Annotated in this window: 13 protein-coding genes; 8 read left to right on the forward strand and 5 right to left on the reverse strand. The window is 69.6% G+C overall.

Going from position 1 to position 14,608, the window contains the following annotated elements:
• Nucleotides 1-46: 46 nt before the first annotated feature.
• The 4 genes from ACIRA5_RS18380 (at nt 47) to ACIRA5_RS18395 (ending at nt 3,895) form a co-directional block, all read left to right on the forward strand.
• Nucleotides 47-871 (forward strand): helix-turn-helix transcriptional regulator, encoded by an 825-nt coding sequence (locus ACIRA5_RS18380; RefSeq protein ID WP_054237466.1) that lies wholly within the window; start codon nt 47-49, stop codon nt 869-871.
• A 188-nt stretch (nt 872-1,059) separates the two neighbouring features.
• Complete coding sequence (locus tag ACIRA5_RS18385; RefSeq protein ID WP_403691828.1) at nt 1,060-2,520, forward strand: aldehyde dehydrogenase family protein; 1,461 nt, start codon at nt 1,060-1,062, stop codon at nt 2,518-2,520.
• Nucleotides 2,521-2,680: 160 nt separating this feature from the next.
• Nucleotides 2,681-3,208, forward strand: coding sequence for a DinB family protein (locus tag ACIRA5_RS18390; protein WP_403691829.1), 528 nt, complete (start codon nt 2,681-2,683; stop codon nt 3,206-3,208).
• 45 nt (nt 3,209-3,253) lie between these two features.
• Nucleotides 3,254-3,895 carry a PadR family transcriptional regulator gene (locus ACIRA5_RS18395; RefSeq protein WP_403691831.1) on the forward strand — a complete coding sequence of 214 codons (642 nt, stop codon included), beginning with the start codon at nt 3,254-3,256 and terminating at the stop codon, nt 3,893-3,895.
• Nucleotides 3,896-3,918: 23 nt separating this feature from the next.
• Here the strand turns inward: ACIRA5_RS18395 and ACIRA5_RS18400 are convergent, their stop codons facing one another.
• Both ACIRA5_RS18400 and ACIRA5_RS18405 read right to left on the reverse strand, forming a co-directional pair.
• On the reverse strand, nt 3,919-5,325 hold the full coding sequence (locus ACIRA5_RS18400; RefSeq protein ID WP_403691833.1) for a glutamate decarboxylase: 1,407 nt from the start codon (nt 5,323-5,325) through the stop codon (nt 3,919-3,921).
• A 137-nt stretch (nt 5,326-5,462) separates the two neighbouring features.
• Nucleotides 5,463-6,728: an ion channel protein gene (locus ACIRA5_RS18405; RefSeq protein ID WP_403691835.1), complete on the reverse strand. Its 1,266-nt coding sequence runs from the start codon at nt 6,726-6,728 to the stop codon at nt 5,463-5,465.
• Nucleotides 6,729-6,857: 129 nt separating this feature from the next.
• Here ACIRA5_RS18405 and ACIRA5_RS18410 point away from each other — a divergent pair, with 129 nt between their 5' ends.
• On the forward strand, nt 6,858-7,625 hold the full coding sequence (locus tag ACIRA5_RS18410) for a MerR family transcriptional regulator (RefSeq protein WP_403691836.1): 768 nt from the start codon (nt 6,858-6,860) through the stop codon (nt 7,623-7,625).
• Nucleotides 7,626-7,726: 101 nt separating this feature from the next.
• Here the strand turns inward: ACIRA5_RS18410 and ACIRA5_RS18415 are convergent, their stop codons facing one another.
• Nucleotides 7,727-8,092: a YbjQ family protein gene (locus ACIRA5_RS18415; protein WP_403691838.1), complete on the reverse strand. Its 366-nt coding sequence runs from the start codon at nt 8,090-8,092 to the stop codon at nt 7,727-7,729.
• Nucleotides 8,093-8,258: 166 nt separating this feature from the next.
• Here ACIRA5_RS18415 and ACIRA5_RS18420 point away from each other — a divergent pair, with 166 nt between their 5' ends.
• Nucleotides 8,259-9,266 (forward strand): VTT domain-containing protein, encoded by a 1,008-nt coding sequence (locus ACIRA5_RS18420; protein WP_403691840.1) that lies wholly within the window; start codon nt 8,259-8,261, stop codon nt 9,264-9,266.
• A gap of 96 nt (nt 9,267-9,362) precedes the next feature.
• Here ACIRA5_RS18420 and ACIRA5_RS18425 read toward each other — a convergent pair whose 3' ends face one another.
• Both ACIRA5_RS18425 and ACIRA5_RS18430 read right to left on the reverse strand, forming a co-directional pair.
• Nucleotides 9,363-11,003, reverse strand: coding sequence for a threonine/serine exporter ThrE family protein (locus ACIRA5_RS18425; protein ID WP_403691841.1), 1,641 nt, complete (start codon nt 11,001-11,003; stop codon nt 9,363-9,365).
• A 118-nt stretch (nt 11,004-11,121) separates the two neighbouring features.
• A complete protein-coding gene (locus tag ACIRA5_RS18430; protein ID WP_054237475.1) occupies nt 11,122-11,613 on the reverse strand; it encodes an inorganic diphosphatase in 492 nt (163 codons plus the stop codon).
• A 79-nt stretch (nt 11,614-11,692) separates the two neighbouring features.
• Here ACIRA5_RS18430 and dacB point away from each other — a divergent pair, with 79 nt between their 5' ends.
• Both dacB and ACIRA5_RS18440 read left to right on the forward strand, forming a co-directional pair.
• Nucleotides 11,693-13,306: a D-alanyl-D-alanine carboxypeptidase/D-alanyl-D-alanine-endopeptidase gene (dacB, locus tag ACIRA5_RS18435; protein WP_403691842.1), complete on the forward strand. Its 1,614-nt coding sequence runs from the start codon at nt 11,693-11,695 to the stop codon at nt 13,304-13,306.
• 120 nt (nt 13,307-13,426) lie between these two features.
• Nucleotides 13,427-14,551 carry a zinc-dependent metalloprotease gene (locus ACIRA5_RS18440; RefSeq protein ID WP_403691843.1) on the forward strand — a complete coding sequence of 375 codons (1,125 nt, stop codon included), beginning with the start codon at nt 13,427-13,429 and terminating at the stop codon, nt 14,549-14,551.
• The last annotated feature ends 57 nt before the right edge of the window (nt 14,552-14,608 follow it).

Here is a 14,608-nt window from a genome sequence, read left to right on the forward strand (position 1 = left end):
GACGAACGTGAGCGCTGGTGAGTCGAGCGGCTCGGTGGTGCGGCGCATGCTGCTCGGATCACATCTGCGGCGCCTGCGGGAGTCGCGCGGAATCACCCGGGAAGCGGCCGGTTACTCGATCCGTGCCTCCGAATCGAAGATCAGCCGCATGGAGTTGGGACGGGTGAGCTTCAAGACGCGCGACGTCGAGGACCTGCTGACGCTGTACGGCATCACCGACGAGGCCGAGCGCACGTCGCTCGTCTCCCTCGCCAAGGAGGCCAACGTCGCGGGCTGGTGGCACAGTTACTCGGACGTCCTGCCCAGCTGGTTCCCGACCTACGTCGGCCTGGAGGGCGCGGCCCATCTGATCCGGTCGTACGAAGTCCAGTTCGTGCATGGCCTGTTGCAGACGGAGGCCTACGCCCACGCGGTCGTCGCGCGCGGCATGCGGGGCGCCTCGCCCGCCGACATCGAGCGGCGCGTCGCGCTGCGCCTGGAGCGGCAGAAGTACCTCGTCTCCGAGAAGGCCCCGGAGTTCCACATCGTCCTCGACGAGGCCGCGCTGCGCCGCCCTTACGGCGACCGCGAGGTGATGCGCGGGCAACTCCAGCATCTGATCGAGGTGTCGGAGCGCCCCAACGTACGACTTCAGGTCATGCCGTTCAGCTTCGGCGGCCACTCGGGCGAGAGCGGTTCCTTCACCATCCTGAGCTTCCCCGAGTCCGACCTGTCGGACGTCGTCTATCTGGAGCAGCTCACCAGCGCGCTCTACCTGGACAAACGCGAGGACGTCACCCAGTACGAAGGCGCGCTCAAGCAGTTGCAGCAGGACAGCCCCGGGCCCTCCGAGAGCCGCGATCTGCTGCGGGGACTGCTCCAGCTCTCCTGACCTTCTCCCCACCGCCTCCGGTGAGTCTTCACAGTCTGTTCGCCTGTGAGTCTTCGTGGACTCTTCGGAGGTGCTCTCCAACTCCCTTCGGACGCAAGTACGATGACGTCTGATCAGACGTTGATCGGATGTGTCTGCTGACTCAGACTCGGATGTCTGCCTCGGCAGCAAGGGGATTGAGGGAGCACATGTCGTCCTACTTCACCGACTTGGCCCAGCAGTACATCGACGGCGAGTGGCGCCAGGGCACCGGCTCCTGGGACATCATCGATTTCAACCCGTACAACGGCGAGAAGCTGGCGTCGATCACCATAGCCACGGTCGACGAGGTCGACGAGGCCTACCTCGCCGCCCGGCGCGCGCAGAAGGAATGGGCCGCGACCAACCCGTACGCCCGTCGCGCCGTATTCGAGAAGGCCCTGCGCCTCATCGAGGAGCGCGAGGCCGAGATCACCGAGGTGATCATCGCCGAGCTCGGCGGCACCCACCTCAAGGCGGGCTTCGAGCTCCACCTCGCCAAGGAGTTCCTGCGCGAGTCGATCCAGCTGGCGCTGCGCCCCGAGGGCAAGATCCTCCCCTCGCCGATCGACGGCAAGGAGAACCGCCTCTACCGCGTCCCCGTCGGTGTCGTCGGCGTGATCAGCCCCTTCAACTTCCCCTTCCTGCTCTCCCTGAAGTCCGTCGCGCCGGCCCTGGCGCTCGGCAACGGCGTGGTCCTCAAGCCGCACCAGAACACCCCGATCGTCGGTGGCTCCCTGGTGGCGAAGATCTTCGAGGACGCGGGCCTGCCCGGCGGTCTGCTCAACGTCGTCATCACCGACATCGCCGAGATCGGCGACGCCTTCATCGAGCACCCCGTTCCGAAGGTCATCTCCTTCACCGGCTCCGACAAGGTCGGCCGCCACGTCGCCACCGTCTGCGCCTCGCACTTCAAGAGCGCGGTGCTGGAGCTCGGCGGCAACAGCGCCCTGGTGGTCCTCGACGACGCGGACATCGACTACGCCGTCGACGCGGCGGTCTTCAGCCGCTACGTCCACCAGGGCCAGGTCTGCATGGCCGCCAACCGCGTTCTCGTGGACCGCTCGATCGCGGACGAGTTCACCGAGAAGTTCGTCGCCAAGGTGAAGACGCTGAAGGTCGGCGACCCGAGCGACCCCCAGACGATCATCGGCCCGGTCATCAACTCCTCCCAGGCGGACTCGCTCACCGGCGCGGTCGACCAGGCGATCGCCGAGGGCGCCACGGCCCTGGTGCGCGGCGCCACCACCGACAACCTCGTCGAGCCGACCGTCCTGACGGACCTGCCCGCCGACTCCGCCATCCTCCGGCAGGAGATCTTCGGCCCGGTCGCGCTCCTCGTCACCTTCGACGGTGAGGAGGAGGCCGTCCGCATCGTCAACGACACCCCGTACGGGCTCAGCGGCGCCGTGCACACCGCCGACGTCGAGCGCGGTGTCGCCTTCGCCAAGCAGATCGACACCGGCATGTTCCACGTCAACGACGGCACCGTCCACGACGAGCCGCTGGTCCCCTTCGGCGGCGAGAAGCACTCCGGCATCGGCCGCCTGAACGGCGAGACGACCGTCGACGCCTTCACCACCCAGAAGTGGATCTCGGTCCAGCACGGCCGCAGCTTCTTCCCTTTCTAGGACTCCTCTCCAGGACTCCGCCCCTTCTGAGACTCCGCCCGTTCTGAGTCTCTTTGTCGCCACCGGGCCCTTGCGGACAGAAGCTGACCGCAAGGGCCCGTACGTTCGTCGGTGTCCGGCAGGGGATGCCGGGCAGGTGGACCGACGAAAGGCGGCGATCATGGTTACTCACGTTTCGGCAGGAGCTCCCGGCGACGAGCGCGGAGCGCTGCTCTCCTTCCTGGAGGCCGAGCGCGGCGGGATCCGACGGGCCCTGATCGGTCTGACGCCGGAACAGGCCACGAGCCGGCCGAGCGCGAGCGGACTGTCCCTGGCCGGACTGCTCAAGCATGTCGCAGAGACCGAGCAGGCCTGGATCGCCCGCGCCAAGGGCGAGCCGCCGGCCGTCCAACGGGACGAGTCGACCTGGCACGAGTGCTTCACGCTCGTCGGCGACGAGACCGTCGAGTCGCAGCTCGCGTACTGGGAGAAGGTCGCCGCCGAGACGGAGGCGTTCATCCGCTCGGCATCCAGCCTCGACGAGACCTTCGCACTGCCCGAAGCCCCCTGGTTCCCCCGGGAACGGGTCTCGACGCGCTGGGTGGCGCTCCACCTGATCCGCGAGACGGCCCGGCACGCCGGCCACGCCGACATCATCCGCGAGTCCCTGGACGGCGCCACCGCCTTCGAGCTGGTCGCCCGCGCGTAGGAAGGTTGACTTCCGGGCCCTCATCTGCCCCATAACCTGGACCCCATGTCAGCGATCCGTCTCCTGGTGCTGGGTGCCGTCCGCCAGCACGGGCGGGCCCACGGCTACCAGGTGCGCAACGACCTCGAGTACTGGGGCGCGCACGAGTGGTCCAACGCCAAGCCCGGCTCGATCTACCACGCGCTCAAGCAGATGGCGAAACAGGGACTGCTGCTCGCTCACGAGATCGCCCCGTCCACGGCGGGCGGCCCGCCGCGCACCGAGTACGAGATCACGGACCAGGGCACCGACGAGTACTTCACGCTGCTGCGCCGGTCGCTGACCGCGTACGACCAGAAACCGGACATCCTCTCGGCCGCGCTCGGCTTCATGGTCGACCTCGGCCGCGCGGAGACCCTCGCACTCCTCCAGGAGCGGGTGCGCGCCATCGAGGAGTGGCGCGAGTCCGTCACCGGGTACTACACCCCCGAGGACGGCCCCGGGCAGCTCGGCCACATCGGCGAGATCATGAACTTCTGGGTCCACTCCGCCGACTTCGGCGCACAGTGGACCCGGGGCCTGATCGAGCGCATCCAGGGCGGCGCGTACACCTTCGCCGGGGAGGGCGAACCCTTCGTCGGCGTCCTGGTCGACGGCGAGGAGAACCCGTACGCCACGGGAACCCCGCACTCCGGCGACCAGGAGTAGCCACGCCCTCCGCCGGACAGCCCCTAGTGATGGAAGCCCGTCGCCGCCTCCTTGTCCTGGGTCAGTGGGTGCGGCAGCCTGCGCAGTTGGGGCACCAACCGGGTCAGGTCCTCGATGAACAGGTCGGCGAGATCCACCGAGAAGCCGTTGCGGCACACCACACGCAGGACGGACAGGTCCTCCCGGTTGGCCGGGAAGGTGTACGCGGGCACCAGCCAGCCGCTCTCCCGCATGCGCCGGGACACGTCGAAGACGTCGTACGCGGTCACATGGGGTGCCGTGGTGAAAGCGAAGACGGGCAACTCGTCGCCCCGGGTGAGGAGTCGGAAGTCCTCCAGCGCCTCGATCCGCGCGGCGAGCCCGCGGGCCAGGTCCCTGGTCGTCTGCTGCACGGCCCGGAAGCCCTCCCGGCCCAGCCGTAGGAACGTGTAGTACTGCGCCACGACCTGCGCGCCCGGACGGGAGAAGTTGAGGGCGAAGGTCGGCATGTTGCCGCCCAAGTAGTTGACCCGGAAGACGAGCTCCTCGGGCAGCTCGGCGGCGGTCCGCCACAGCGCCCAGCCGACGCCCGGGTAGACCAGTCCGTACTTGTGGCCCGAGGTGTTGATCGACGACACCCGCGGCAACCTGAAGTCCCAGACCAGGTCCGGGTCGAGGAAGGGCGCGATCATCGCGCCGGACGCGCCGTCGACATGGACGGGGATGTCCAGGCCCGTACGCTCCTGGAGCTGGTCGAGGGCCGCGCACAGCTCGGCGATCGGCTCGTAGGACCCGTCGAAGGTGGAGCCGAGGATGCCGACGACCCCGATCGTGTTCTCGTCGCACAGCTCGGCCGCCGCCTGTGGGTCGAGATGGAACCGGTCGCCCTCCATGGGCACCTGGCGTGCCTCGACCTCCCAGAAGTTGCAGAACTTCTCCCAGCACACCTGGACGTTCACCCCCATCACGAGATTGGGGCGTGCTCCGGGGTAGCGATCCGCGTTCCGCTGCATCCAGCGCCGCTTCAGCGCCATGCCCGCGAGCATGCACGCCTCGCTCGATCCGGTCGTCGAACAGCCGACGGCGGACGCCGGATCCGGCGCGTTCCACAAGTCCGCGAGCATCGCCACGCAGCGTCGCTCCAGCTCGGCGGTGCGCGGGTACTCGTCCTTGTCGATCATGTTCTTGTCCCGGCACTCGCCCATCAGCACCCCGGCCTGCGGTTCCATCCAGGTGGTGACGAAGGTGGCGAGGTTCAGCCGAGCGTTCCCGTCCAGCATCAGATCGTCGTGGACGACCTGATACGCGGTGCTGGGTGGCAGCGGCCCGTCCGGAAGCCGGTGCTTGGGCGGTGCCTCGGTCATGCCCCCGACCGGATTCGCCTCCCCGAAGAAGGGGTTGACGGACACCGGTTGCTCGTCGGGCTTCTCGGGACCTAGGTGGAGCGGCATGGGATCTCCCATCGAGTCGGCGGTCGGACGGTCCTGCTGGTTGGTCGGAGGGTCCTACTGGTTGAGCGGATCAGGGGTCCTACTGGTTCATCGGATCGGGTTCCCACTGGTTCATCGGATCGGAGGGGCCTGTCGGTTCACCGGATCGAGCTCCCGTCGGCGCGCAGCTGCATCTGCGGGCGTCCGGTGACGATCAGCCAGGCCGGTACCGAGGCCAGCACCAGCACGGGCAGCACGGCAGGCTGGGCCACCAGGACGGCCGCCGTGAACAGACTGATCCAGCCCTGCCGGGTGACGGCCAGGAGCACACCCAGGACCGCGCACACCACGGCGAGAGTGGGATTCACCTGCGGTACCAACGCGTGCGCGCACAGCCCGAGAGCTACCCCGGCGAACACGGAGGGAAAGATCCGGCCGCCCCGGAAGCCGCACGAGGTGGCGACCAGCAGCGCGGCCAGCTTCACCGCGAACATCAGCGCGAACCGTCCCGCCGACCAGCCCTCCGGGTTCGCCGCGAGGGTCTTCACCTCGGCCAGGCCCTTGAAGAGCGTCAGAGGCCCGCCCAGCGCCCCCAGCAGCCCCAGGACGAGACCGCCCGCGGGAAGCGCCACCATGGGGTGCCTGAGCCGCGAGAAGGCGCCGTGGACGTAAGGGAGGGCGCACACCGCGGTCATCCCGATCGCCGCAGCCGCCGAGGCGACCACCAGAGCGCTCAGCAGGTCGCCCCAGTGCGGGCCCGCGTAGGCGGGCAGCGCGAGGTCGAAGCTCGGGTGCTCCAGCAGGGCCATGGTCAGCGCGCCCGTGCCGCCCGCGAGCAGCGGCGGCAGCAGCCGGTCCCAGAGGGCGCCGGTCCCCGGCTGCCCGGCCAGTACCTCGGAGAAGATCAGCGCGGCGGCCACCGGCGTACCGAACAGGGCGCCGATCGTGCCCGCGACCGCCAGGCCCACCCACAGCCCCACGGCGGAGCCCGGGATCACGCGGGTGCCGAGCCAGTAGGCGAGGGCCACGTTGACGGCCGTGATCGGGTTCTCGGGGCCCAGGCTCACGCCGCCCGCCAGCGTCAGGACGGTGGCGACGAGCAGCCCGGGCAGAACGCGGGGCGGCAGGGGAGCGTCGACCAGGCCCGTGGTCGCAGGATCCGGCCCCGCGTGCCCCGGCACCTTCCACACCACCAGACCCACCGCGATGCCGGTCGCCGTGAGCATCACGACCATCCACAGCACGGAGTAGCGGCCCACGCCCAGCGCGTCCGGAAGGGTCTCCCACAGGACGTCCTCGAACCGGTCGGCGAGCAGGCTGACGCCCAGCAGGACGAGCGCCGCGGCCACACCGACCACCACGGAGGGCACGATCAACGGCAGCAGACGCCGTAAGGGGGTCGACGTGGACGCATCGGTGCTCACGGCCACACCCTAAGCGGGCAAAAGACGTGAAACATCCCGAAGGGTGCGCTTCGGCGCCCGGGAATTCCGGCTTGCACCTCACGTGGCGTGAGGGCTGATGGTGGGACGCGTACCGAGGAAGGAGCGGAAGTGGGCTACTCAGTGGGCCAGGTCGCCGGTTTCGCCGGGGTCACGGTGCGCACCCTGCACCACTACGACGAGATCGGCCTGCTCGTCCCGAGCGAGCGCAACCACGCGGGGCACCGGCGCTACAGCGACGCCGACCTCGACCGGCTGCAACAGATCCTGTTCTACCGGGAGCTGGGATTCCCGCTCGACGAGGTCGCGGCCCTGCTCGACGACCCGGAGGCGGACCCGCGCGCGCACCTGCGCCGCCAGCACGAACTGCTGACCGCCCGGATCGAGAAGCTGCAGAAGATGGCCGCGGCCGTGGAGCACGCCATGGAGGCACGCACGATGGGCATCAACCTCACGCCCGAGGAGAAGTTCGAGGTCTTCGGGGACAAGGATCCCGAGGAGCACGCGGAGGAGGCCGAACGGCGGTGGGGCGGCACGGCGGAGTACGCCGAGTCGCAGCGCCGCGCCGCCCGCTACACCAAGGACGACTGGCAGCGCATCCAGGCCGAGGTCGCCTCCTGGGGCGAGCGCTACGACGCCCTCATGGAAGCGGGTGAACTCGCGACCGGCGAGCGGGCCATGGACATGGCCGAGGAACACCGGCAGCACATCGGCAAGTGGTACTACGCCTGCTCGTACGAGCTCCACGGCTGCCTCGGCGCGATGTACGTGTCCGACGAGCGCTTCAAGGCGTACTACGACTCCATGCGCCCGGGTCTCGCCGAGCACCTCAGGGACGCGATCACGGCGAACGCGGCCCGGCACTCCCAGGAAGCCTGACCGCCAGACGGTGAGGGACACCCGCCCCCTACGGGTGCCCCTTACCGAATTCTGGATCCGACGGGTTGCGGTCCTTCTGCCTTTGGACCGGCCACCGCGCGCTAGACCTTCACCAGGACCACCGCGGTGCCGTACGCGCACACCTCCGTGCCCACGTCCGCCGCCTCGGTCACGTCGAACCGCATCATCAGCACGCCGTTCGCCCCGCGCACCCGTGCCTGCTCGACGAGTCGTTCCATGGCCTGGTTGCGGGTCTCCACGAGGGTCTTGGTGAGCCCCTTGAGCTCGCCGCCGATCATCGACTTCAGACCCGCGCCGATCTGGCTGCCCAGATGCCGGGACCGCACGGTGAGGCCGAAGACCTCGCCGATGACCTGCTGGACGCGGTAGCCGGGCGCGTCGTTCGTCGTCACGACCAGGACGTCCGACCGGGGTCCCTGGCCGCCTCCGTAATCATCGATGCCCATGGTCCACAGCTTTGTCCCAGTGGACGCACAGTGCATCCTGGGGGCACTGGTGGAACCTGGCACGGACACTGCGCGTTGATAGCTTTGGCCGACAGTACTGATGTACTGCCGTACTGCCGTCCCAGGACCGCCGTACTCTTCCTTCACCCCTCAGGAGCCCGGAACCGTGACGACGCTTGCCCTTGGTCCAAGCTGGCTGGATCCGAACACGCTCCTGGACAACTTCGGCATCTGGGGCCTGCTGCTCGTCGTCTTCGCCGAGTCCGGCCTGCTGATCGGCTTCTTCCTGCCGGGTGACTCGCTGCTGTTCACCTGCGGTCTGCTGATCACGTCGAACCAGCTGGACTTCCCGCTGTGGGGGGCCGTCGCCCTGATCTGCGTCGCCGCGGTCCTGGGCGACCAAGCGGGTTACCTGTTCGGCAAGAAGGTCGGCCCCTCGCTCTTCAGCCGCCCGGACTCCCGCCTCTTCAAGCAGGAGAACGTGGTCAAGGCCCACGAGTTCTTCGAGAAGTACGGGCCCAAGTCCCTGGTCCTCGCCCGCTTCGTGCCCATCGTGCGCACCTTCACCCCGATCATCGCGGGCGTCAGCGGCATGAAGTACCGCTCCTTCATCACCTTCAACATCATCGGTGGTGTCCTGTGGGGCGCGGGCGTCACGCTGCTCGGCTCCTGGCTCGGCAAGATCGACTTCGTCAAGAGCAACATCGAGGCGATCCTGATCCTGATCGTCCTCGTCTCGGTGGTCCCGATCGCCATCGAGTTCCTGCGGGCGCGTTCCAAGGCCAAGAAGAACCCGCCTGCGCCGGAGGCACCCCAGGGCCCGGCCGCCTACCAGCAGCAGCCCATGCCCCCCGCCATGGACGACGCCACGCGCCCGCTGCGCATGCACCAGCCGCAGCAGAGCCATGACCCGTACCAGCAGGACCGGCACCAGCAGGATCAGTACGCCCAGGGATACCCGCAGCAGCAGCCCCAGCAGCCGTACGGCAACCAGGACCAGGGCTACTACCAGGACCAGAACTACGGTCAGAACTTCGACCCGAACTTCGACCCGAACTACGACCAGGGCCAAGGCCAGACCTACCCGCCCCAGCAGCACCCGCAGGGCTACCCGCAGCAGCAGCCTTACGGCAACCAGGACCAGAACTATCAGCAATACCCGTACGGCAACTGAGCACCCCGAAAGGGGCGCGGGGGACCGCGCGATCAGCCACAACGAACCCGCAGCCGCCACCCGGCACCACGCGTCGAGCCCGTGGGCACCCGGCGCTCAGAACCCCCGTGTTCGCTTCGCGGCCCGGCGCTCCCCGGCGGAGCCCCCCGGCACCCGCAGGAACAGCCGGGAGATCTCCGACCCCAGGTTCACGCCGATGGCGATGGCCATGGCGAGCGCCGCGGCCTTGGAGAGCGACACCAGGCCCTTGTCGACGTTGCTCTGGGCGATCGACAGCAGCCCGAAGTAGGTGGCCGACCCTGGGAGCAGGGGCCCTATCGCGGCGGTCGTGTACGGCAGCGCGGACGCGAACCGGTAGCGGGAGAGCAGCTGCCCGAAGAGGCCCACCAGGCCCGCCGCGACGGCGGTGGAGGCGACCGGCGAGATACCGCCCGGGTAGCGCATCGCGCCGTACACCGACCAGGCGACGCCTCCGTTGAGGGTCACCGCGAGCACGGTGGAGCGTTCCTGCTGGAGCAGGACGGCGAAGGTCAGGGACAGCAGCATGGCGGCGGCGATCTGCACCAGGGGCCGCTCGGAGATGCTGAGCGCCTGGTCCGGATTGAGCGCGGCGCCGAACTTCACGCCGAAATAGAGCACGATGAGGACGCCGACGATGATGCCGACGAAGAGGTACATGACCTCCAGAAGGCGCGCGGACGCGGTGATGTAGAAGCCGGTCAGTCCGTCCTGGACGCCCGCGACGAGCGCCCGCCCGGGCAGCAGCGCGAACAGTCCACCGGTGATCACCGCGGACGAGTTCGCGTCGACGTGCGCGAGCTGGAGCGCGACACCTATCGCGGCCGGCGGCATCGCGGCCACCGTGAACTGGTAGAACTCCGGCAGCCCGCGCCCCGCGCAGAGCCAGGCCAGCCGGTCGCCCAGCATCGCGCCGAGCGCCGCGGCGACGAACACGATCGCGTCACCGCCCACGAGCACCGAGGCCGCGCCCGCCAGCAGCCCGGTGCAGCCGGTCAGCACCCAGCCGGGATACGGGTGCCGGTTGCGCCGCATCTCCGCGAGGCGCCGGTAGGCCTCCTCCAGGGAGAACGCGGTCTCCGGGTCGCTCAGGTCGTCGACGAGCCGGTAGACGGCCGCGAGCCGCGTGTAGTCGGTGCCCCGGCGGCGTACGGTCCGGGAGGCCGTCACGGGATCGTCCACCAGGGACGGCTGGTGGGAGATGGACAACAGAGTGAAGGTGACGTTCGGCTCGCAGCGGTCCAGGCCGAACGAACGGCAGACGGCGAACATCGCCGTCTCCACGTCCTCGGCGCCCTCACCGCCCGCGAGCAGCAACTCGCCGATGCGCAACGTCAGGTCGAGCACGCGCGGGACGGCCGGGCCGGCCTCGTCCTCCTTGTGCTGGAGTTCGGGTGCCGGACGCTCGGCCACCGGCATGCGCAGCATCGTGCGCATCCGGTCCTGCCAGGGCACGTCCTTGGTCAGGCTGACCACGGGGATGCCGGTCGCCGGTGTGAAGGCGGGCGGGGCGTGCTTCGCGCTGTAGGTGCGCGGGGTGCTGAACGCCGACCCCTCGGACTCGGTGCCGGCCGTCTCGGGCGGCACGAGCCCCCTGGGGACCGCGAACTCCGACGTGGTCCCCGATTCGTCCTCGACCGCCGGTGCCACGCCGTCCGGCTGTGCGAAGGCACTCCTCGCCTCGTCCGACTGCGGTTTGCGGTCCTCCGCGTCCGTCACCCACCACTCCCGCTGTTGCCGACCGTGCACCTCCCGTACGCCCCAGTATGCGCACGGATACGCGAACGGGCCGCGCCACCCCAGGAGGGGTCACGCGGCCCGCGGGGCTCAGGAGGGATCAGTGACCGCCCTGCTCCTTCAAGCGCTTGTAGGAACGCTCGATCTCGGCCTCGGCCTCCGCGCGGCCGACCCAGTTGGCGCCCTCGACGGACTTGCCGGGCTCGAGGTCCTTGTAGACCTCGAAGAAGTGCTGGATCTCCAGGCGGTCGAACTCCGACACGTGGTGGATGTCCCGCAGGTGCTCCACACGCGGGTCGTGCGCCGGGACGCACAGCAGCTTGTCGTCGCCGCCGGCCTCGTCCGTCATACGGAACATGCCGATCGCGCGGCACTGGATGAGGCAGCCCGGGAAGGTCGGCTCGTCCAGGATGACCAGCGCGTCCAGCGGGTCGCCGTCCTCGCCGAGGGTGTTCTCGACGAAGCCGTAGTCGGCCGGGTAGCTGGTCGAGGTGAAGAGTCGACGGTCCAAGCGGATCCGACCGGTCTCGTGGTCCACCTCGTACTTGTTCCGCGAACCCTTCGGAATCTCGATCGTGACGTCGAACTCCACCGGTGGCTCCTCCATGATCAACACATAGTTCTGGTGGTTAAGTGTCCCTCACGCAGGTGTGTGATCGCGAAAGGGGCTGGTGGTCGTGCCAGAGCTGAGGGCTTGGCGGGCCGCGAGACCGCATGTGGTGCGGATCAAGCGGACCGTGCAGCCGCACGTGACGCGGGTCGCGCAGGCCGTGCAGCCGCGTGTGACGAGGGCTGCGCAGTCCGTGCGACCGCATGTGGTGCGGGCTGCTCAAGTCGTGCGGCCGCGTTCCGTGAAGTTCACGACCCCGCGGCTCACAGCCGTCGCCGCCACCGCGGGCCTGGCACTCGCGGCCGGGGCTGTGGCCTTCGCCGGCCCCTGGGACTCCTCCGGTCAGCGTACGGCCGAGCGTGACTGGGCCGCATCGCGAGAAGGGGAGGGTGGCGCAGATCACGGACGTAGTTCCGATACGTCCCCCACGGCGCCGAAGCCCGCGCCCAGCGCCGCCTCCGTGCTGACCGGTCTCGGCGGCTCCGCCGTCTCGGTGCCCGCACCCACCCAGAAGGCCCTCACGACCACCCTGGACCGGCTCCTGGGCGACCCCGCGCTCGGCGGGCGGCGTACGGCCGTGGTCGTCGACGTGGCGACCGGCGAGCGGCTGTACGGCAAGGGCGCCGACGACGCGCAGACCCCGGCCTCCACCACGAAGATCGCCACCGCGGTCGCCGCGCTCTCTGCGGCGGGCGCCGACCACCGCATCGAGACCCGCGCGGTCCTGGAGCCCGGCACCAAGGAGGTCGTGCTCGTCGGCGGCGGCGACCCCACGCTGACCGTCCGCAAGGAGGCGGCGGGCTGGGCGAGCCTGCGCACCCTGGCCGACGAGACGGCGACCGCCCTGAAGGCCCGTCATCTGAGCCAGGTGACGCTCTCGTACGACACCTCGCTCTACACCGGTCCCGCCCTGCACCCCATCGGCACCAACCCCAACCTCGCGCCGGTCAGCGCCCTGATGGTCGACGAGGCCCGCACCGACGACTCGGTCAGCGGCCCGGTCACCCGCGCCGCGGACCCGGCGGCGGACGCGGCCGTGAAGTTCGCGGGGCTGCTGGAGGCCAAGGGCATCAAGACGACGACCCCAGGCCCCTCCAGGGCGACGAACCGCTCACAGTCCCTCGCCTCGGTCTCCTCGCCGCCGCTGTCCGCCCTCATCGAGCGGATGCTGACGAACAGCGACAACGACATCGCGGAGGCCATGGCCCGCCAAGTCGCCCTCGCCACCGGGCGGCCGGCCGACTTCGAGGGCGGCGCGGCGGCGATCGACGCCGCGCTGAAGGAGCTCGGACTCCCGCTGTCCGGAGCGCACTTCACGGACGGCAGCGGTCTGAACCGGGACGACAGACTGACGGCGGACCTGCTCACGGCCCTCCTGGTCAAGGCCGGTGACCCCGCCCACCCCGAACTCCGGCCCATCCTGACCGGTCTGCCGGTCGCGGGCTTCACGGGCACCCTCAGCGACCGTTACGCCGACGACGCGTCCGGCACCGGCCTCGTACGCGCCAAGACCGGCACGCTGACCGGGGTGAACACCCTGGCGGGCACGGTCGTCGACGCCGACGGCCGCCTGCTGGCCTTCGCCTTCCTGGCCTCCGATACGACCGACCCGTCGGCGGCCCAGTCGGCCCTGGACCGCACGGCCTCGGCACTGGCGGGCTGCGGCTGCCGTTAGGGCCTGCCGGGCCAGGTCCTGGGCACCACTCGTACCACGAGCCCCGTGCGCCCCGGAGCACGGGCGCATCCAGCGCCTTACCCCTCACCGCACTTGGACCCGCTCACGTACGGTTGACGCATGACGAGCATCGGTGGTGCCGAGATGGTCGACTGGAATCTCGCGGTGGCGACCGCGACACGGCTTGTGCGGCCTGGCCCCGAGGTGAGCCGCGACGAGGCCCGAGAGGTCGTCGCGGAGCTGCGCCGGCATGCGAAGGCCTCGGAGGAACACGTCCGGGGCTTCACTCGTATGGGCACGGACGACCTCCACGACACCCCCATCCTGGTGGTGGACCGCCCGGGCTGGGTCCGGGCGAACGTCGCGGGGTTCCGGGAGCTCCTGAAGCCCCTGCTGGACAAGATGCAGGAACGACGGGGGACCACCCCGGGCGGGGCCGTCCTCGGCGCCGTCGGCGGCAAGGTCACCGGCGTGGAGCTGGGCATGCTGCTGTCGTTCCTGTCGTCGCGCGTCCTCGGACAGTACGAGACCTTCGCCCCGGCGACGAGGGAACTCCCGGCGGGTGAGAACGGCGGCGGCAGGCTCCTTCTCGTCGCGCCGAACATCGTCCACGTGGAGCGCGAACTCGACGTGGAGCCCCACGACTTCCGCCTGTGGGTGTGTCTGCACGAGGAGACGCACCGTACGCAGTTCACGGCCGTGCCCTGGCTGCGCGACCACCTGGAGGGCGAAATCCAGTCTTTCTTGGGCGAGACCGAGGTCGACCCCATGACGGTCCTGGAGCGCATCAGGGAGGCGGCCCAGTCGCTCGCGGGCGGCCGTCCCGAGGGCGAGGAGGACGACGGGGGCCGGTCCCTGGTCGAGATCGTGCAGACGCCGGCCCAACGGGAGATCCTCGCCCGCCTCACCGCCGTGATGTCCCTCCTGGAAGGCCACGCGGACTTCGTGATGGACGGCGTGGGTCCGGACGTGGTCCCGTCCGTGGGCGAGATTCGCGAGAAGTTCCAGCAGCGCCGGGCCAAGGGGGCCTCGCGGCTCGACCTCGCCCTGCGCAAGCTGCTCGGTTTGGATGCCAAACTGAGGCAGTACAGGGATGGTGAGCGGTTCGTGCGCGCGGTCGTCGACCAGGTGGGCATGGACGGCTTCAACCGTGTGTGGACTTCCCCGAACACCCTCCCGACCAAGGCGGAGATCGCCAAACCGGCGGACTGGGTCGCGCGGGTGCACCGCAAGACGGAGTCGTGAACCCTACGGCAAGGTCGTGAAACGAATTCGGCCGACGGCAGGTGAACGCCCCTCCAA

This window comes from Streptomyces sp. NPDC096311 (genome assembly GCF_044763085.1).
Taxonomy (GTDB): Bacteria; Actinomycetota; Actinomycetes; order Streptomycetales; family Streptomycetaceae; genus Streptomyces.

What these genes read in the sequence shown, in the direction of transcription:
- ACIRA5_RS18380 (WP_054237466.1), top strand. Translation starts at nt 47, where the DNA reads ATGCTGCTCGGATCACATCTGCGGCGCCTGCGGGAGTCGCGCGGAATC.
- ACIRA5_RS18385 (WP_403691828.1), top strand. Translation starts at nt 1,060, where the DNA reads ATGTCGTCCTACTTCACCGACTTGGCCCAGCAGTACATCGACGGCGAG.
- ACIRA5_RS18390 (WP_403691829.1), top strand. Translation starts at nt 2,681, where the DNA reads ATGGTTACTCACGTTTCGGCAGGAGCTCCCGGCGACGAGCGCGGAGCG.
- ACIRA5_RS18395 (WP_403691831.1), top strand. Translation starts at nt 3,254, where the DNA reads ATGTCAGCGATCCGTCTCCTGGTGCTGGGTGCCGTCCGCCAGCACGGG.
- ACIRA5_RS18400 (WP_403691833.1), bottom strand. Translation starts at nt 5,325, where the DNA reads ATGCCGCTCCACCTAGGTCCCGAGAAGCCCGACGAGCAACCGGTGTCC.
- ACIRA5_RS18415 (WP_403691838.1), bottom strand. Translation starts at nt 8,092, where the DNA reads ATGGGCATCGATGATTACGGAGGCGGCCAGGGACCCCGGTCGGACGTC.
- ACIRA5_RS18440 (WP_403691843.1), top strand. Translation starts at nt 13,427, where the DNA reads ATGACGAGCATCGGTGGTGCCGAGATGGTCGACTGGAATCTCGCGGTG.